General features: G+C 48.7%; 19 protein-coding genes. 12 read left to right on the top strand and 7 right to left on the bottom strand.

The window, feature by feature from the left end; genetic code table 11:
• Positions 1-14: 14 nt before the first annotated feature.
• From IDAT_RS06020 to IDAT_RS06010, 4 genes are all read left to right on the top strand, one after another.
• Positions 15-710 (top strand): OmpW/AlkL family protein, encoded by a 696-nt coding sequence (locus IDAT_RS06020; RefSeq protein WP_034731924.1) that lies wholly within the window; start codon positions 15-17, stop codon positions 708-710.
• Positions 711-721: 11 nt separating this feature from the next.
• Complete coding sequence (locus tag IDAT_RS13290; protein WP_156099490.1) at positions 722-856, top strand: DUF3149 domain-containing protein; 135 nt, start codon at positions 722-724, stop codon at positions 854-856.
• 61 nt (positions 857-917) lie between these two features.
• Complete coding sequence (locus IDAT_RS06015; RefSeq protein WP_034731922.1) at positions 918-1310, top strand: thiol-disulfide oxidoreductase DCC family protein; 393 nt, start codon at positions 918-920, stop codon at positions 1308-1310.
• A 74-nt stretch (positions 1311-1384) separates the two neighbouring features.
• A complete protein-coding gene (locus IDAT_RS06010) occupies positions 1385-3049 on the top strand; it encodes a GGDEF domain-containing protein (protein WP_034731920.1) in 1665 nt (554 codons plus the stop codon).
• Here the strand turns inward: IDAT_RS06010 and IDAT_RS06005 are convergent.
• Entirely contained in the window at positions 3030-3488 is a 459-nt protein-coding gene (locus tag IDAT_RS06005) for an EVE domain-containing protein (RefSeq protein WP_034731918.1), read from the bottom strand. The two genes, IDAT_RS06010 and IDAT_RS06005, sit on opposite strands and share 20 nt — an antisense overlap.
• A 67-nt stretch (positions 3489-3555) precedes the next feature.
• Here IDAT_RS06005 and IDAT_RS06000 point away from each other — a divergent pair, with 67 nt between their 5' ends.
• Positions 3556-4041 (top strand): LURP-one-related family protein, encoded by a 486-nt coding sequence (locus IDAT_RS06000; RefSeq protein WP_034731915.1) that lies wholly within the window; start codon positions 3556-3558, stop codon positions 4039-4041.
• A 17-nt stretch (positions 4042-4058) separates the two neighbouring features.
• Here IDAT_RS06000 and IDAT_RS05995 read toward each other — a convergent pair whose 3' ends face one another.
• Positions 4059-4313, bottom strand: coding sequence for a hypothetical protein (locus IDAT_RS05995; RefSeq protein ID WP_034731911.1), 255 nt, complete (start codon positions 4311-4313; stop codon positions 4059-4061).
• A 149-nt stretch (positions 4314-4462) separates the two neighbouring features.
• On the opposite strand from IDAT_RS05995, the gene IDAT_RS05990 reads away from it, so the two are divergent.
• On the top strand, positions 4463-4900 hold the full coding sequence (locus IDAT_RS05990; RefSeq protein WP_034731909.1) for a SixA phosphatase family protein: 438 nt from the start codon (positions 4463-4465) through the stop codon (positions 4898-4900).
• On the opposite strand, the gene IDAT_RS05985 is transcribed toward IDAT_RS05990, so the two are convergent.
• A complete protein-coding gene (locus IDAT_RS05985; RefSeq protein ID WP_162178393.1) occupies positions 4897-7680 on the bottom strand; it encodes a ligand-binding sensor domain-containing diguanylate cyclase in 2784 nt (927 codons plus the stop codon). The genes IDAT_RS05990 and IDAT_RS05985 overlap by 4 nt on opposite strands.
• Positions 7681-7835: 155 nt before the next feature.
• Between IDAT_RS05985 and IDAT_RS05980 the strand changes: the two genes are divergently transcribed.
• On the top strand, positions 7836-8759 hold the full coding sequence (locus IDAT_RS05980) for a sensor domain-containing diguanylate cyclase (protein WP_034731903.1): 924 nt from the start codon (positions 7836-7838) through the stop codon (positions 8757-8759).
• Here the strand turns inward: IDAT_RS05980 and IDAT_RS05975 are convergent.
• The 4 genes from IDAT_RS05975 to IDAT_RS05960 all read right to left on the bottom strand — a co-directional run bounded on the left by IDAT_RS05975 (position 8722) and on the right by IDAT_RS05960 (position 15227).
• Positions 8722-10239 (bottom strand): putative bifunctional diguanylate cyclase/phosphodiesterase, encoded by a 1518-nt coding sequence (locus IDAT_RS05975; protein WP_034731901.1) that lies wholly within the window; start codon positions 10237-10239, stop codon positions 8722-8724. The genes IDAT_RS05980 and IDAT_RS05975 overlap by 38 nt on opposite strands.
• Positions 10240-10305: 66 nt before the next feature.
• Positions 10306-11154 (bottom strand): S-formylglutathione hydrolase, encoded by an 849-nt coding sequence (gene fghA, locus IDAT_RS05970; protein ID WP_156099488.1) that lies wholly within the window; start codon positions 11152-11154, stop codon positions 10306-10308.
• A gap of 11 nt (positions 11155-11165) precedes the next feature.
• Positions 11166-12293 carry an S-(hydroxymethyl)glutathione dehydrogenase/class III alcohol dehydrogenase gene (locus tag IDAT_RS05965; RefSeq protein ID WP_034731898.1) on the bottom strand — a complete coding sequence of 376 codons (1128 nt, stop codon included), beginning with the start codon at positions 12291-12293 and terminating at the stop codon, positions 11166-11168.
• A gap of 144 nt (positions 12294-12437) precedes the next feature.
• The gene (locus tag IDAT_RS05960) at positions 12438-15227 is read right to left on the bottom strand and encodes a M16 family metallopeptidase (RefSeq protein ID WP_034731895.1); all 2790 of its coding nucleotides are present in this window, start codon (positions 15225-15227) and stop codon (positions 12438-12440) included.
• 175 nt (positions 15228-15402) lie between these two features.
• On the opposite strand from IDAT_RS05960, the gene udk reads away from it, so the two are divergent.
• The 5 genes from udk to IDAT_RS05935 form a co-directional block, all read left to right on the top strand.
• Positions 15403-16035 carry a uridine kinase gene (gene udk, locus IDAT_RS05955; protein WP_034731890.1) on the top strand — a complete coding sequence of 211 codons (633 nt, stop codon included), beginning with the start codon at positions 15403-15405 and terminating at the stop codon, positions 16033-16035.
• 26 nt (positions 16036-16061) lie between these two features.
• Positions 16062-17306 carry a NupC/NupG family nucleoside CNT transporter gene (locus tag IDAT_RS05950; RefSeq protein WP_034731888.1) on the top strand — a complete coding sequence of 415 codons (1245 nt, stop codon included), beginning with the start codon at positions 16062-16064 and terminating at the stop codon, positions 17304-17306.
• Between the two features lie 135 nt (positions 17307-17441).
• Entirely contained in the window at positions 17442-17780 is a 339-nt protein-coding gene (locus IDAT_RS05945; protein ID WP_034731886.1) for a hypothetical protein, read from the top strand.
• A complete protein-coding gene (locus IDAT_RS05940; RefSeq protein ID WP_034731883.1) occupies positions 17777-18085 on the top strand; it encodes a hypothetical protein in 309 nt (102 codons plus the stop codon). Before IDAT_RS05945 ends, IDAT_RS05940 begins: the two co-directional genes overlap by 4 nt.
• A gap of 219 nt (positions 18086-18304) precedes the next feature.
• A partial coding sequence (locus tag IDAT_RS05935; protein WP_034731880.1) for a hypothetical protein occupies positions 18305-18627 on the top strand: 323 nt, incomplete at its 3' end.

Raw genomic sequence — 18627 nt, 5'->3', positions numbered from 1 at the left:
CCAAGGAGAGTCTTATGAAAAAATCAATCTTAGCTACCAGTTTATTAGCACTCGGTCTCGCCGCTCCAGCGGCAGCTGAAATTTCAGTCAACGTTGGTGCGATCGGCGTAATGCCGAACGATGATAGCGCAAACTTGCCGGTCATCGAAAGTGTTGCTGGTTTGAGTGCCGGTACCACTGGTGTCACTGTGGATGATAACTGGCAACTCGGTCTTACTTTCGACTATAAAATCGACCCAAATTGGACGCTTGAATTAGTAGCTGCAACTCCATTCAAGCACGAAATTGAAGGAACTGGCGCACTTGCAGGCCTGAAAATTGGTGAAACTAAGCATTTGCCACCAACTTTGTTAGCGCAATATCACTTTGATCTCGACAATGATGCGATTGACCCATTTGTTGGTTTTGGCGTGAACTACACCACTTTCTTCGATGAGAAAGTAAGTCCAGAACTGGGCGCTACTTTGACTGACTTAGCTGTTATCACAGCTGATGACGACGTTGAGCTTGCCCTATCAAGTAGTTGGGGTTTTGCAATGCAAGCCGGTGTCAATTTCAAGCTGAATGAAAAATGGGGTGTCCATTTTATGGTAAGCCGCATGGCAATTGATACGGTTGCGGATGTTCGCATTAATGGTGCCACTGCCGAATCGGTTGCGGTAGATATCGACCCTACTGTCGCCATGCTCGGTATTCGTTATAGCTTCTAAGGAGACGAATCATGCAACTACTACGTGAGTTCTTTACTGACCCTGTATTGTTCTTTTCTTTTACAGGCTTAGCAGTCTTGTTGGGGATCTGCATTTTTTACGCGGTGTATTTCATCAGCAAAGCGAGCCACGCAGAAGATAACTGATCGTCCAGGTGCCGGCCTTCGTATTGTGACTTGAGTGACATCATCCCAACGGAGGTCGGCCTTGAGTGAACGGTTAGTTTTGTTTTATGACGGCGGTTGTCCGCTGTGTGTGCGCGAAATGCGCCATTTGCGCGCGCTGGACAAGCAGCAGCGTCTACAATTTGAAAATATTTGGCAAGCCGACTTTAGCGAGCGTTTTCCTGAGATTGATGTAACTGAGGCCAATCGTATTTTGCATGGCCGAATGCCCAATGGGGAAATGATTTATGGTCTCGATGTGACCCACGCTGCTTGGTCTGCAGTCAATCGTGGCTGGCTCACTGCGGCTTTGCGTTGGCCCATTATTCGCTGGTTTGCTGACAAAGGTTATCTTGGTTTCGCCAAACATCGTAATCGCCTTTCAAAACTTATTACAGGTCAAGAACGCTGCCTGCAATGTTCTCTCGATGAATAGTTATGCTTGTCGCCTTTCTGCTTATTGATTAATCTGTACAAGTCGATGTTCAAACATCTTGTTAAGGAAAACTAGTGCGTATCCTTTGGGTGATCGTCTTGGGACTTTTCTTAAGTGACACCGCAACAGCCAACCCAATCACGGTAGATAGTCGCGATTTATTGCAGCTACATGAACACAGTGAAATTCTGCGCGGAATTCCTGTGGAATGGGGGATTGAAGAAATTCTGGCAGCTGATAAACAGGGGAAGTTCAACGCCTTCAGTGGTGTGGCAGCGAGCGCAAGTAAAACGACGGCAACTTGGTTAAAGCTTGAACTGCAAGCCGCCGGTGAGGTGGCGCTGCGAGCATCAGAAAAGGTGCTCGTTGCGCATGCTATATCGCAACAAAACGCAGATTTTTATGTTGTTAATAATGGAAATATAGACGTTATTCATGCCGGGTTAGATCATGCTTTTCAACATTCGCAACGGGTTAACTATCGACATCCCGCAATAGCCTTATCAACAGCAGAGCTTCCGCAAACTATTTACATCCGTTTTTACGACCAGGCGGGAAGCGTTTTTCCTCTTGAGTTGTTAAATAGTTCGACTTTTGAACAAAAGCGTCTACAAGAAAACCTTATCTTCGGAGCGATCTTCGGCATCATTATTGGGTTATTTTTCTATAACCTCACTCTTTATGTGCAGCTTCGGGATTCCAGTTACCTTTGGTATGTCTTTAGCATGGCAGCAGCATTGGTGTTGTTGCTTGAAGGTACTGGTATTGGCCCTCAGATGTTGTGGCCTTCGATTCCTCATCCATGGTATCTGAACCGCGTCAGTACTGCTGCGATGTGGGGCTTTTCATTGATTATGTTCAGTCTGTATTTTCTGCAGTTGCGTGATCATCTTCCGTGGACTTTTCGAGTTCTGGTCTTTATTTTAGTCGCCCATGCCGCCGTTTACGTTCTGCATGCAGGTGGCTTTACCCAATATGCAGCAATTGTGAGTAACACTTTCGCTTTGATTAGCATCCCGCTACTGCTCGTGGCGGCTATCTGGCGTTTCCGCCAAGGCTTTTACCCTGCGCTGTTTTTCACCCTAGCGCAAAGCGTCATGTTACTCGCCGCGTTATTGATGGTGATGCGACAACTGGCATTGGTTAAACCAGAACAGATTGTCTCCTACTGGTTTCCCGCAGCGGTCGCACTTGAGGCTATTCTGTTTTCGCTCGCGTTGGCGCACCGCATCGGCGAGCTCAAATCACAACGCTATGCGGCAATAATGGATGCTTATCACGACAGTTTAACGGGAGCACTTAATCGCCGTGGCATGATGAATCAGTTATCTAAGTTACGCGGCACACAGGGCTATTGCTTAGTTCTTATTGACCTTGATGGGTTTAAAGCTATTAATGATAACTGCGGACATGATGTTGGTGATACCGTATTACAATATGTAGCGAAACGCGTCAGCAATGCAGTGCGCAGCGGACAAGGCTGGGTGGTGCGTTTTGGTGGTGATGAATTTGGTATCTTGATACCGAACAAGTTAACCGCGATTCAAGCGTTCTGCGAGCGCGTGCGCGTTGCGATTGAAGCGCCGATGCATATAAATGGCCAACTGATTAATGTTGGGGCCAGTATCGGTTGGCATTGCGCGGATAAAATGACCGAATTTGAGCCCGTGTATCGTATGGCGGATCAGGCAATGTATCAGAATAAGCAACAGCGGCGCCTTAATCATTCAGCGCCTTAACTGCGGTAAACTCCTCAGCAGAGAAGGGAATAACGCTCAAGCGGTTGCCTTTTTTTACCAGTGGGTTACCGGCTAATGGGTTCACTTTTTTAAGTGCCTCTAGACTTATTACGTTAGAAAACTTCGCTACAAATCGCAATCGAATCGCGTCCCAGCGTGGCTTTTCTGGGCTAGCTTTAGCGTCAAAGTAGGGGGAATTCGAGTCAAATTGCATCGGATCCGGAAAAGCGGCTGCACAGACTTCCGCAATGCCGGCAATGCCAATGGTCTTACAACTAGAATGATAAATAAGCACTTGGTCACCCAATGTCATTTCGCGCATAAAATTCCGCGCTTGATAATTGCGCACACCGTCCCATAAAACACCTTGTTCACCAGCCTTGGCAATGTCATTGATGCTGCATTCATCGGGTTCTGTTTTCATTAACCAGTAATTCATACTTTACCTTGTTCGTAGGGCTTGCTTTACTAAATGCTCGAATAACAACAAATAATAAAGGATTCAAATGAGTAAAACACTAGTATTGGCCGAACGTGTATTGTCGATTCGGGGCCGTGTTGGCATTACCGATGAGCAGGGTCAGCAGTGTTATGAGGGGCGCGGCGACTTTTCCTTGTTGCATACGCGCTGGCGTATTTTCCGCGATACCGATGAGGTCGCACTGATTAAAAAGAAATTTTTCGCGCTACGCCCGACGTTTCGGGTGAGTGGCGAACTGGGTGAATTCGTGATGCAACGCAAATTGCTCTCGTTGCGACGTCATTATCGTGTAATCGGTGGCACATACGACGGTGCTATCTTTAGTGGTGGTATTTTCGATCTTAATTTTAAGATTGAGCATAACGGCAAGTTATTGGCGCAGGCACAAGAAAAGCTGGTTTCATTGCGCGACAAACATAGATTAGAAGTGCTTTCAGACGATCGGCACGACGAGCTGTTTACGGTCATTGCCATGGTGGTTATGCAAATGGAAAAGCATGCCGATGACTAGTCGGCATGCTTATCAGGTTAGTTAGCGTATTGGCTGCCGAGCAAAGCTGCACCTATACCAAGTACACCTAGCGAGAAGCCTAATACGATAAATATTAACGACCATAGCAGCATCGCCTTGGCCCAATTGGATTTAGAACGTTTGGTGCTACTAGAGAACGCCCAAACGACAAACATGATGATGTTTACCAACGGAATGAAGGTAATAAAAAGGGTGAGCATCCATTCGCCGATGGTGACGGTATTGTGATCCTGAAATTGGTTTTGCTGCATTGTTATTATCCTTGTTGCGCATGCGAAATAAGTCGCAGTCAAAAAACATAAGCTTAAGTTGCAGATGTGTCAAAGGAATTACCGACATGATAAAAAAATTAATGATTACGATTAGCGTTGCCGCAGCTTTAATAAGTGGAGGAGCGAGTATGGCATCTGAGTATACGGTCTATGTGGTGCGGCATGCTGAGAAAGCAATCGCAGAGTCCGATCCACCGTTAAATGAACGAGGCCAAGCGCGCGCCGCACTATTGGCACAAATGCTCAGTAAAGCGCAAATCATGGCAATTTACAGCACTCCCTATCAACGCACTCAACAAACCGCAAAACCTTTGGCTGAGCAGCTTGGCATATCGGTACAAAACTACAAACCCACTGCTAGCGAAAGCTTAGTGGCACGTGTGCATGAGCAAGCTGAAAACACTTTAGTGGTAGGGCATAGCAATACAGTCCCAAGTATTGTGCGGCAGTTTGGGTTCGAAGTTGCAGATCTTACTGAGCAGGATTACGGCGATTTGTACGTGATTCACATCAATGATGAAAAACGCAGTCTGTTACGCTTTGTCGTGCCCGCTTTTGCGCCTTAGTCCGTGCTCATAATCACACAATCGCGGCCTTGCGCTTTGGCTTGATAGAGCGCTTTGTCTGCGCGTCGGATCAGACTTGCTGCAGTCTCATCCGATTGCAGAATAGCCACACCAAAACTTGCGGTGATATTAAAGTCTGCGACCAATTCGTGCATGTCAGTAGCACGGATAGTCTCTCGCAAGCGCTCGGCGAAGGCAGGTACGTCCGTCGACTTGATAGTTGAGATTAAGATAGCAAACTCTTCACCACCCCAACGCGCAATCATGTCGCAGTCGCGTGCGGAGTCACTAAGCACGCGCGCTATGCGTTGCAGTACTTTATCGCCCGTGGTGTGCAGGTAGCGGTCGTTGACTGCTTTAAAATGATCAAGATCCATGAGTACCAAGGCTAAGGTCGAATGACCATCATGCTGTCGGATTTTGTGCTTGAGGAGTTCGTCAAAGGCGCGGCGGTTGGCAAGTTTCGTCAAACTGTCCTGGTGCGCCAGTTGCTGCAATGAAGCCGTTTGCTCGCGTACCAATTCTTGTAGCCGAGCTTTGCTGCGCGCGAGGTTGTAAACGCGCAAACGAATAATCAAGAACACCGCAATACACAGTCCCACTGCAACAGCAAACCAGTACATAGGACGCTGCCATAAGGTTGGCAGTTTATGGAAGGTAAAAGTCGCGGCGTCACTCCAGGTGCCATCAGGGTAGGCGGCTTGAATTTCAAAAATAAACGCGCCGGGCGGTAACTCCGTGTAAGCCACCGAGAGTCGGTCGAGTGGCACGCTATACCAGTCTTCGTCATAGCCGGCGAGCATTGCACGGTAGGCAATCCCTTCTGGATAGTGATAACCTAGGCCAGCGAAATAAAACTCGATTCTGCCAGCGTTTGCTGACAAGTAGGTATTGGGTGTAATCGCTTGTCCATCGACCGCTACTTTTTCAATCACTGGTCTGGGCGGCGTTTGCTTTATTTGTGAGCTTTGTTGTGGCAAGTAATGCCCAACGCCGCGCGAGGTCGCGACCCAAAGCTCATCACTACTAGTGACCAACATTGCAGGACCACCAGTGTTGATTTGCGCACTGGCGAGGCCGTGAAAACCTTTATAGAAAGATGATGCGATAGGAGTGGTCGGATTGTCATCGAACAATGCACGTTCAAATTCGTCATTATTGATGAACAGCAACCCGCGTCCGCTTGCTAACCACAGATCGCCGTTATTGTCGCGTACCACATCAAAAAACTTAATGACCGGAAAGCCGTTATCGGAATCAAACAGTTGCCATTGTTCGGTTGATTTGGTGTAAACCAAGAGTCCGCGATCAGAAGTCACATAGAGACGTTCGAGATCCTCGTGAAAACCAAAAATAAACTCAGCATCACTGACTGAACTCAAATCAACCCGTTCCACTTTGCCGTCACGAAAAACCGACAGTCCGCGCATACTGCCAATCCATAAGTCACCATTATTGGCTTCATGCAAAGCGTAAATAATTTCATCGGGTAAACCGCTTTGCTTGTTGAGGTAGTCCGGCGGTTCTAGTGTGCCGTCGGGATTCATTTTACTGCGCATGACACCAATTGAGGTGGCAGCATAAAGGTAACCGTCACGTGCAATCACAAGATCGCGGTAGTTGCCTTCCGAAAAGTTCGAGGTTTCGTCGTAATGGACCAGCTCTTGTTCATTTTTGAGTACATATAAACCATTGGTAAAGGTACCGACATAAAGACGTTGCTGCGCGTCTGTGGCAAAACTGAGAACGCTCTCACTAGCAACATTGCTGGTCGTAGCATAAGGCTCAATAACCTCATCAGTAATGCGTTTAACGCCCCCTAAGCCGCCCACTAGCACGCTACCATCGGGCAATTCGGTCAGCGCTCTGACATAGTCATAGCCTAAGCCGTCTTCATTACGGTGACTATGAAACTGAGCCGCTCTAAATTGTATCAACCCTCGGTGAGTACCGACCCAAAGAATGCCTTCTCGGTCCATAAAAATCGATAGAATATGATTGTTAGGCAAGCCATTCTCGACCGAGGTCATTTGCGGGGGCTCACGGGTCAATGTGGTCAATCCGTGCTCATGAGTACCCACCCAGATAACGCCATCGGCGCTTTGGTAGAGCTCGGTAATAGTGCTCGGATAGGTCACCGGCCATGGTGTTACCAGCAATGATTCAGGTTCAATCTGAAAGACTTGACGATCCACCGTTGCATAGATGAAGCCGTCTTGCGCAGGGACAATACCAAAGGAATAACCCTTGGGGAGAGCTGCTAAACCTACAAAACGTTGCTGTGCGGCGTCAAAATAGGCTATACCACGATCGGTGCCCGCCCAGACTCTATCCGACGCGTCTTGGGAAAGCTGTAAAACGGCATCACTTGGTAGTCCTGCTTGGCTGTCGAAAGTGGTTCGCTGACCATCACACTCACGCACCACTCCAGAGCTGACGGTGCCGAACCAAGTGCATGAAGGCGATGTAAATAAAGCGAAATCAACGCGATTGTAAACCCTTGGCGAGCTACGCCAATGACCGCCATCGCTGCTGTGCCGAAAATATGCGACACCGCCGCGAGCGCCGGTTGAGACAATTTCGCGAGTGTAGGGGTTCTCGCCGATAAAAAGTGTCCCAGGGTCTGGCACACCGACCTCGTCGAAATACAAGAGGAAATTGCGGCCGTTAAATCTTACGGGACCTTCCCAAGTTGATATCCACAAGTAACCGCGACTGTCTTGGCTAATATGATTGATAGAGTTGTGGGGTAGACCGTCATCAGTGGTCCAAACACGCATAGCGCGGTCGCTTAAAGGACGCGGTGATGCTATTGCATTTACTGCATGGGAAAAGTAAAGCAGCAATGTTAGAATCAAAAATCGCTTGGCTATCGGCATGAACTTCTGCTTTCCGTAAAGCTGCGGCACAACTTAAAACGCAACAGCGAGATGCAATGAAAGACGAACGCGACCTCAGTGAACTTATTGAAATCATTCCTGATGCAGCCCTTGTTGTCAATCAGCAGGGCACTATTGTGCTAGTAAACCGCTTGGCTGCCGACATGTACGGTTATGAGCATAGCGAATTACTGGGCGCTTCGCTCAATCTTTTACTACCAGAAGCCATTCGTACGCAACATGATGCTCATTTAGCGAGCTTCTTCGGGCGCGCCGAGAATCGTCCGATGGGTCGTGGGCTACGTTTTCAAGGGCAACGCAAGAGTGGTGAGCTCTTTCATGTCGATATTATGCTCAGTCATGTTCACATTAAAAAAGTGCCCTATGCGATTGCTTTTATTCGTGATCTCACGCCCCTGCGTGAAGCTGAAGATAAAATTCGACGCGAGTTGGCCCATGAACGCCAACAAGCACTCACTGACTACTTAACCGGAGTCGGTAACCGCCGCGCGTTTATTGGTGAACTTGAGACAAGTATCGAAGAGTTACGACAAAGTGGTCATGCGTTTGCCGTGGCATTGATCGATCTCGACAACTTCAAACAGCTTAACGATTCCTTTGGACATGAGATTGGCGACAAAGCTTTGCAGCAAATTGCCCATTGCATTCAGGAACAGTGCCGCGGCAGTGATTTTCTGGCGCGTATCGGGGGCGATGAATTCGCGTTGATTCTGCCGCTCATCACTCTCGACGCGGTACAAGCGGTTATTGCTAGAATTAACAGCGGCGTAGCCACCTTACGTAATCAGCATCAATGGCAGGTCTCGTTGTCCATTGGGGTGTGCTTTTGTGATGCCATGACTATGGATTTGACGGTCGAGACGATTATGCGTTATGCAGACGCCGCCATGTATCAAGGTAAACGCGATGGTAAAGGGCGAATTAACGTGGCGAGTTTGACGTCCGTAGATTCTGAATAAAGGTCATCAACGATTTAATTGGCATTGGCTTCGCGTACAAATAACCCTGCACTTCTTCACAACCTTCACGGGCAAGATATTTAGCCTGTTCATGGTTTTCAACACCCTCGGCGATAACGCGTAAATTCAACGCGTTACCCATCGCGATGATGGTTTTCACCAAACGCGCATCCTGCGGATTTTTATTGATGTCACGAATAAAGCTTTGATCGATTTTGACTTCGTTAATCGGTAGCAAGCGTAAAGTACTCAACGATGAATAACCGGTACCAAAGTCATCCAGCGAGACTTGCACACCGCGTTCAGTAAGTACTTTCAACGCGTTGCGAATACCCTCTAAGTTCAGCAGCGCAGAAGTTTCGGTCAGTTCCAATTCAATCGCCGACCAAGGCCCTTCAAGCTCCGCTAAGTTATGCAAAAAGCGTTGCGTACTGTGCGCATTGTCGAAGTCATTCGCGGACACATTGAACGATACCCGTGGAATCGCCTCGTGCATTAAGCCAGACCGTTGTAATTCAAGGATGGCGCGCTGCATGACAAAGTCGGTGATGTCACTAATCAAACCATGCTGTTCGGCTAGCGGTATGAAAACATCGGGCGAGATCATACCGTCTTCTGGATGGTGCCAACGACATAGCACTTCAACACCGGAAATCTCATGACCGCCGAGTTTAAACTGCGGTTGATAAACTACAGTTAACTTATCTTGTGCAATGGCCGCTTTCAGTTCAAACAACAGACGGTTGCGCTTTGAGGCGTTCTCGCCGTATTCACTTTTATAGACCCGCAAGCGATTGCTGCCCATGGATTTTGCTTCTTCCAATGCCATAGTTGCGGCAACGATGAGTTGTTTCGCACTGGTGCCGTCATTGGGATAGCGTGCTAAGCCAAAACAAGCTGTTAATGAAACGTCGGGCAAGTTTACGAGCCGCAACGCACGTACTTTCTGCTGCAGATGCTGAATTTGTGGCAATACTTCATCTGGCCAAGCAGCGGAGGGAATAGCTACGGCAAACTCATCGCCACCGAAGCGACTTAACAGGGCACGTTGAGTAAAGTGTTCGCGCAGTAAGTTCGCCAGTTCTTGCAAGTAGCGGTCACCCGTTTCCGTTCCTGCATTTGCATTGAGCTGTTTGAAGCCATCTAAATTGAGCACCACCAACACCAAACTTTGCTCATGTTCTTTGCAGAACAGCAACTCACTGTCGAGCTCGCGACCTAGCATATGCCGATTCAATAAGCGCGTGAGGGGATCACGCTCAGATAGATTGCGTTCACGGTCAAGTGCGTGTTTGGCTAACAGGTAGAGAATTCCAGCGGTTACAACGACGTAAGCCCAACCTTTAAAGGTCTGTAGTTCGGTTAGTAAGTTCGAATCAACGGCAAAACTAAGCAATATCTGGTCGGAGAATCGAATCCAAACCAAACCTAAGATGAGATAAATAAGAGCGATGGTTCCGGCAGCGCGGCGCGGTGACATGAACAACTGTACTCCTTGAATTGCTTATGTATTAACAGTAGCAAGGAGTACAGAATTTGCCAGTTTTTAGTTGCTTAAGTAGTTATTATGGAACTTTAAGTGCTCTTCAATAAAGCTCGCAATAAAATAATAACTGTGGTCATAACCTTCTTGCATACGCACTTCGGCAATCAGGTCGAGCTCCTCAGCTAAATCGTGCAACACGCTAAAGTTAAGTTGCTCAGCTAAGAAGTTATCCGCACTGCCTTGGTCGACCAACAATGGCGGACACGGTTTGCCAGCGCGTAGTAGTTCCACAGCATCGTATTCGCGCCACGCTTCGCGGTCATCGCCTAAATAGCCACTAAAGGCTTTATGTCCCCACGGACACTGCGTCGGGTGCGCAATAGGTGCAAATGCCGAAACGCTGGCAAACCGCCCATGCTCGCGCAACGCCATGATCAGGGCGCCGTGCCCACCCATGGAGTGGCCACTGATACTAAACTGGCCAGATAACGGCAGCTCTTGGCTGACCAGTTCCAGCAGTTCTTTCGTAATGTAGTCGTACATTTGGTAGTGCTTGGCCCACGGCTGCTGCGTTGCATTGACGTAAAAGCCAGCGCCTTTGGCAAAGTCATAGGCGTCCTCATCAGGCACCTCATCGCCGCGCGGACTAGTGTCGGGAATAATGAGTGCGAGGCCAAGTTGGGCGGCGACACGTTGTGCACCAGCCTTACTGCTAAAGTTCTCGTCAGTACAAGTGAGTCCCGACAGCCAGAGTACGGCAGGAACGGGACCATGTTTACCAGCATGTGGCGGCAAGTAGACGCTGAACTGCATGCTGCAGTTCAGTGTCTCCGCGACGTGTTCATAGCGGCGCTGTTCGCCGCCGAAGCAGCGCACGTTGCTTACCAATTTCAGCTTGCTAGATGACATCGTCAGCATCCTTATTTTTTGTCGAAATGAATGACCGAGCGAATCGATTTACCTTCGTGCATCAACTCGAAGGCATGATTGATGTCCTCTAGACCCATAGTGTGAGTGATGAAGGTACTCAATTTGAACTCGCCATCGAGGTAACGCTGAACGTAGTCGGGCAACTGGCTACGGCCTTTAACGCCACCGAAGGCACTGCCGCGCCACACACGACCGGTCACTAACTGGAACGGGCGAGTAGAGATTTCTTCGCCAGCACCGGCGACACCGATGATGACCGATTCACCCCAGCCTTTGTGGCAGCACTCAAGTGCTGAGCGCATGACTTTGACATTACCGATACATTCAAATGAGAAGTCGACGCCGCCGTCGGTCATTTCAACAATCACTTCTTGAATCGGCTTGTCGTAATCGTTCGGGTTAACGCAATCGGTGGCGCCAAGCTGTTTGGCAATTTCGAATTTGTCTTCGTTGATATCAATCGCGATGATGCGGCTTGCTTTGGCCATCACTGCGCCAATGATGACCGCTAAACCGATGCCACCAAGACCGAATACTGCAACAGTATCGCCTGCTTTCACTTTTGCCGTGTTACGCACTGCGCCCATGCCGGTAGTGACGCCGCAACCGAGCAAGCAGACTTCCTCTAAAGGCGCTTCTTTACTGACCTTAGCAAGGGCAATTTCTGGAACGACCGTGTACTCCGAGAACGTCGAGGTGCCCATGTAGTGATAGATGGGCTTGCCATCTTTCGAAAAGCGAGTTGTGCCGTCGGGCATCAAGCCTTTACCTTGGGTGGTGCGGATCGCTTGGCACAGGTTTGTTTTACCTGATTTACAGAACTTACATTCACCGCACTCGGGCGTATAAAGCGGAATCACATGATCGCCAACTTCAACACTGGTGACACCTTCACCGACAGCTTCGACAATACCGCCACCTTCGTGACCAAGAATCGCTGGGAAGATGCCCTCGGGATCGCTACCTGACAGGGTATAGGCGTCAGTATGGCAGACGCCGGTAGCCACGATTCGCACCAGTACTTCACCTTTTTGCGGTGGCATCAAATCGACTTCTTCAATCGATAGTGGTTTGCCTGGTCCCCAAGCAACTGCCGCGCGTGTTTTGATCATTTCCATGGTTTCGTCCTTTTACATCTGAGTAAGACATCTAGTTTAGTCAAGCAATGGTACACCGTACGCAGCGATTCGACAAAACGACCAAAAAAAAGCCGCTCACAAGGAGCGGCTAAAATTGCAGAATAAAGCAACTGCTAGATGAACTTAAAGCGCGTTACCGTCGCTATCAAGAATAGTGACTTCACCTAAGTTCAGACTACGTACGTCGTCTTCGATTTGACTCAAGTCGCCAATGATGACCCAAGTTAAAGCGTCCGGGCGGAGCACTTCGTCAGCAGTGTCTTGTACGGTTTGTAATTCAACCGAGTTGACGCGTTGACCGTAAGTCTCTAACCACTCCATGCCTTTACCTTTTTCAAGCGTATCGACAATAGAGCCCAGCAAAGCGGACTTGGTTTCATAGGCACCTGGCAATTTCGCAGTTTTATTCGCAACAACTTTCGCGAGTTCGTCTGCGGTTGCAGGGTTATCACCTAAGTAACCGTTGAATTCTTTCAAGATTTCTTGAATCGATTCTTTGGTTTTGTCCGTTTGTACTGGCGCAGAAGCCAAGATCATGCCGGCTTCGTCAGCTGCAAACCAGCTTGAACGCGCACCATATGACCAACCTTTGTCTTCACGCAGGTTCATGTTCAAACGACTGGTGAAACTACCACCGAGGATAGTGTTCATCAGGTCAACGGCGATTTCGTTGTCTGCACCGTCGGCTGGTGCCAAGTGACCGGCAATAATGGTCGACTGTGGCGTGCCTGGCTGATCAATCAAGTACACGCGCGCTTCTTGCTGCGGTTGTACTTCGGTGAACTGCTTGCTCGGTGCTGGTGCCGCTGGCGCTTGCCATTGACCCAAGTACTTTTCAAGCAACGGCTTGATTTCAGCCTCGGTAGTGTCACCTACGATAACCAAGCGTGAGATATCTGGACGCAACCAATTATCAGCGTGTGCGACAAGATCGGCGCGGGTCAAAGAGTTGATCGATTCTTCGGTGCCTGAGCCAGTAAATGGAATGCTATACGCATGGTTGTCACCGAAAATTAGTTTCGGTAAGACGCGATACGCTTGTGAAGTCGGTTGTGCTTTCTCTTTCTTAATATTCTCGATCCACAAGCCACGCTTACGTTCGATTTCCTCGTCAGAGAATGCTGGATTCATCAACACGTCCGCCATGATTTCAAGGCTTGGTTCAAGATTGGTAACCAAACTATCCATGCTGACGGTTGAGTTATCTAAGCTGGCACTAGCGAACAAGTTGGTACCTAAAGTTTCTAGCTCTTTGCTTAACTCAAGGCTATCACGTGAAGTGGTACCTTCGCGCAACATGCTCATGGTGTAGCTCGCGGTACCAACTTTACCGCCAAAGTCAGCAGCATAGCCGCTGTCAATGACAAGGCGCATTTGTACGGTTGGTACGTCATGACGCTCAGCTAACGCAACTTCTAAGCCGTTTGACAAGGTAAAGGTAGTCAATTCAGGCAAGTCTAGCTGTGGCAAGTCACCTACTTCAGGCAGCTTCGAGCGGTCAGCTTGCGCTTCACCAGCTGCATACTTCGGCTGTGGTACTACGTTCAAGACGAAAGCACCGTCAGTCAGCCAACGTTGTGCAGCTGCTTGAATCGTTGCAGGCGTTGCGTTTTTCAACTGTTCCATGCTGGTTTCGTAGTAGCCTGGGTCGCCATGATAGACTTCACCAGCTGCTAATACGTCAGATTTACCACCGAAACCACCGATGCGCTCAACGCCACGCACAAAGCCAGCTACTGAGCTGAATTTAGTCCGCGCGACTTCTTCAGCCGTTGGGCCTTCAGCGATGATTTTTGCAAGTTCTTCGTCGATAATCGCTTCGATGCGATCCATGTCAACGCCTGGCTTGGCATCAGCAATAATGAAGAACTGACCTGCTAAGGTGCGTTCATACTGGAAGCCAGAAACCATGCTTGCGATTTGCTCATCATAGACCAGACGCTGATACAAACGTGAGTTCTTACCAGATGCTAAAATGTCAACCAACAGACTCAAGTAAGTCGAGTCGGCAGTGCCCATTTCTGCAGTGTTCCAAAGCTTGTAAAGACGTGCCGCTGGAACGTTATCTTCCATGGTTGCGCGCTTAGTGCCTTCGCGCTTGGCTACCCAGCTCTCGAGCTTCTTCAGTGGTTTGCCAGGTGCAATATGACCAAAGTATTTGTTCATCTTCTCTTTGGCAGTCTCGACATCGATGTCACCTGCTAATACGACAACCGCATTGGCAGCACCGTAGTAATCGTTGAACCATTGGTGCACATCTTCAAGTGAAGCAGCGTTCAAGTCTTCCATTGAACCGATGACCGACCAGGAATACGGATGCCCTTCAGGGAAGGTTTGCTCAGCTAAGTAGCCGAATACGCGACCGTAAGGCTGTGCTTCGCCTTGACGTTTTTCGTTTTGTACAACGCCACGTTGCTCGTCAAGCTTCTCTTGGGTAACCGCGCCCAGCAAGTGACCCATGCGGTCTGATTCCATCCACAAGGCCATATCAAGGGCTGGGGTAGGTACGTTCTGGAAGTAGTTGGTACGGTCACTGTTGGTGGTACCGTTCATGTCGGTCGCGCCGGCACGTTCAAACGGACCAAAGTACTCGTCGTCGTAGTTTTCAGTACCGTTGAACATCAAGTGTTCGAATAAGTGTGCGAAGCCAGTAATGCCAGGGCGTTCGTCTTTCGAGCCCACTGCATACCAGACGTTCACGGCAACGATAGGGGCTTTACGGTCTTCGTGGACCACCACGCGTAGACCATTATCAAGGGTGAAGCTTTCGTATTTGATTTCGACTTCAGGTAAATTTTGTTGCTGCATCACTGCGGCTGCAGTGGTGTTATTGGCTTGTTGTGCCGTAGCAGTACAGCCACCGAGTAGCACTGATGCTACCGCGACAGCGGTTAACGTTTTGGATAATCGCATAGCTCTCTTCCGTTTTTGTTGTTTAACTCATCGATAATAAAACAGTGGGGGAGTGTTGTAATGGTGTAAACAGTGAAAAAATGTAACAAGATTGGTCTAACGGCACAGTGCTTCCAATTGGCGCGCTAATCTAGGATAATGGCGCGTCGTTGTCAGGCAAGCGAAGATACTGAGTGTGGGAAAAACAACTATCATAGCGATTGCGGGTGCGTCCGCATCAGGGAAAAGCCTTTTCGCCTCTACCGTCTACCAAGAATTGGTGGCCGAGTTGGGCGGTAATGGTATCGCCATTATTAATGAAGATGCGTACTATCGTGATCAGAGTCATTTGACTTTCGAACAACGTCAATTGACCAATTACGACCATCCTTCCGCGTTTGAACATGAATTGTTGGTCCAGCATTTAAAACAATTGAGTAGCGGTGAAGCCATTGCCATGCCGCAATACAATTACAAAACGCACACCCGTACTGATGAATCCATTCGCGTGCAGCCTGGTAAAGTGATCATGGTAGAAGGGATTCTGTTGCTCCATGACCCACAATTGCGTAAGTTATTCGATATCTCGGTTTTCATGGATACACCTTTAGACGTTTGTTTACTGCGTCGTATGCTGCGAGACGTTGAAGAGCGTGGTCGTACCATTCAGTCGGTAGCCGAGCAGTACGAAGAAACCGTACGACCTGCATTCTTTGAGTTTATCCTGCCTTCGAAGCAATTTGCCGATTTGGTAGTGACGCGCGGCGGTCAAAATGAGATTGCCATCGACCTGATAAAATCGAAAATTCGCCAGTTATTGGCGGAATAAGAACCAACTAATAAAACGGTCATTTTATGAATAGTTTTCTCGGCATCGCCATTCTCTTCCTGATTGCCTTTTTGTTCTCAAGTAGTCGTAAAAATATTCGCTGGCGCACTGTTATCGGTGCCTTTGTCATTCAAGTTTCGTTAGGCGCTTTCGTGCTCTACGTGCCGTTTGGGCAAGACGTTTTGTACGGCGTTGCTGCGGGTGTTGCCAAAATCATTTCGTTCACCAGTGCCGGCATTGAGTTTATGTTCGGTGGCTTGGCCTCAGCAGAATTTGGCTTCGTGTTCGCGATTCAAGTGCTGAGCGTTATTGTGTTCTTCTCATCATTAATCTCAGTGTTGTATTACCTAGGTGTGATGAAATGGGTTATCAAGATCCTCGGTGGTGCGCTACAAAAAGCGATTGGCAGTAGTCGTCCAGAATCAATGTCTGCCGCCGCGAACATTTTTGTGGGGCAAACAGAGGCACCGATGATGGTGCGTCCGTTTATCTCGAGCATGACACGCTCAGAACTGTTCGCCGTCATGGTAGGTGGCATGTGTTCTGTTTCTGGCTCCGTATTGGCAGGTTATGCCGGCGTTGGCGTTGAGCTGAAGTATCTGATTGCAGCTAGTTTTATGGCCGCTCCAGCAGGTTTAATGATGGCGAAGATGATCATTCCTGAGCTCGATAAGCCGCGCGAAGACATCGAAACTATCATTGAGGGCACCAATAGCCAGAAAGCCGGCGATGTGCAGGTTGAAGATCGCTCAGTAAACGTTATCGATGCAGCGGCTGCTGGTGCTTCAAGCGGTATGCAACTCGCTATCAACGTAGGGGCCATGTTGATTGCTTTCGTTGCCTTGATTGCGCTGGTAAACGGTATTTTCGGTTGGGTCGGCGGCTGGTTCGGTTACCCGGAACTATCATTACAAGAAATTTTTGGTTACGTATTCCAGCCGATTGCCTACGTACTTGGCGTCAGTTGGGATGAAGCACAACTTGCCGGTAGTTTCATCGGCCAGAAGTTGGTTATCAATGAATTTGTCGCCTATCTCGATTTTGTAAACTACAAAGACCAGCTAAGTGAACATAGTCAAGTGATCATCACCTTTGTGCTCTGCGGCTTTGCGAACTTCTCATCCATCGCGATCTTACTCGGCGGTCTCGGCGGTATGGCACCTAGTCGCCGCCACGACATCGCGCGGCTTGGTCTGCGTGCATTGCTTGCGGCAACGCTTGCGAATATGATGAGCGCAGCTATCGCTGGCTTTTTCTTCAGTATTTCCTAGGTATTTAAACAATTTCCACAATGCCCGCGCATGCGGGCTTTTTTGTTTCTATTTGTCGGTATCGTTTTGAAATTATGTTGCCTTTTCTGGGGGGAAGGGTATCTTTGTGACTTATGTTGCTAAAATGGATTGGTTATGACCGAAACAAAAAAGCATTATTCAATACGAGCGTGGCTTATTGGTCTTATTGCTAGTTTCGTTGGTCTCATGATGGGCGTGTGGATGGGCGTCGGTATGGCTCCCATCCCGCTGTTAAAAAGTGAAGGCGGCTTCATTTTTTTCTTGGGAACTGTTGAAGAAAGCGTAGCTAAGGGCGATATAACAGAAGCCAAACGGCGGCTGGATACTTATTATCTAAGCACTGTTGATTTGCTCCTTGATGACCTTTATCAGAACGAATTTTTTCTTAATGAATCGCAGATGAAAGAGTGGCAAATGGTGCTTGAGGAACGGATAAAGGAGGCGGAAGAATGAAAATCTTAATGCCGTTACTGTCCTTTGTTCTATTTTGCATCGTGGGTATCGTAATAGGTTTCCAAATGGCGCGGATATCAACACTCGAAAATGAATTGCGCCGCTACGTTATCGCAGTCGAGATTCAGCAGCGATTGCATGATAATGACATTGCTGCGGCGCATTCGCTATTAAAGCGCACCCTCAATGAGTCTAACTTAATTGTCGAGGCTCTGGCGGACACTGATCGGGACTATTACGATAAGCATCGCGATAGAGTGGGACGCCAAATGACAACTGAAAATAACTTAGCGGAACCTGAATAGCCAAACTGTTTAAAACCGATTGAAAGAAAGGGCTGCCAAGTGCAGCCCTTTCTGTGTCTGTTATTTGTAAAGATATGCGCAAAGGACTTCTTTTGGGGCTGCTGACGTCAGCAGAGCTTTCCTGATGCCACACCGACGCGCCAATACACCTTTGATGCACAAGGGCAACTGACACAACTCACTGCCGGCAATGCGGTTTGGTCCTATTGGTATAACACCTTGGGCTTGCTCGAGAGTGAGCAACTGAGCATTGATGGCCTGCAGTTTCTGACCGACTATGGCTATAACACCGCGGGACACCGGGTGTCGACGATTTATCCGTCGGGCCGTGTCGTGGGCTATGCCCCGAACGCGTATGGCGAGCCAACGCAAGCGGGGAGTTATGCCACCAATGCCAGTTACTACGCCAACGGCATTGTGCGTGGCTACGATACCCCGAATTGGCTAACGCTTTGGCAAACCCTAGACGCTCAGCAACGCCTTAAGAAGCGCGAAGTGCATGGCGGTGGCACCCACGTGGTGGAGCTCAGCTACACCTATGA

The sequence above is a fragment of the Pseudidiomarina atlantica genome, assembly GCF_000753735.1.
Lineage (GTDB): Bacteria > Pseudomonadota > Gammaproteobacteria > Enterobacterales > Alteromonadaceae > Pseudidiomarina > Pseudidiomarina atlantica.
Note: the sequence above shows the minus strand (reverse complement) of the source record. Positions and strands in the feature narration are given on the sequence as shown.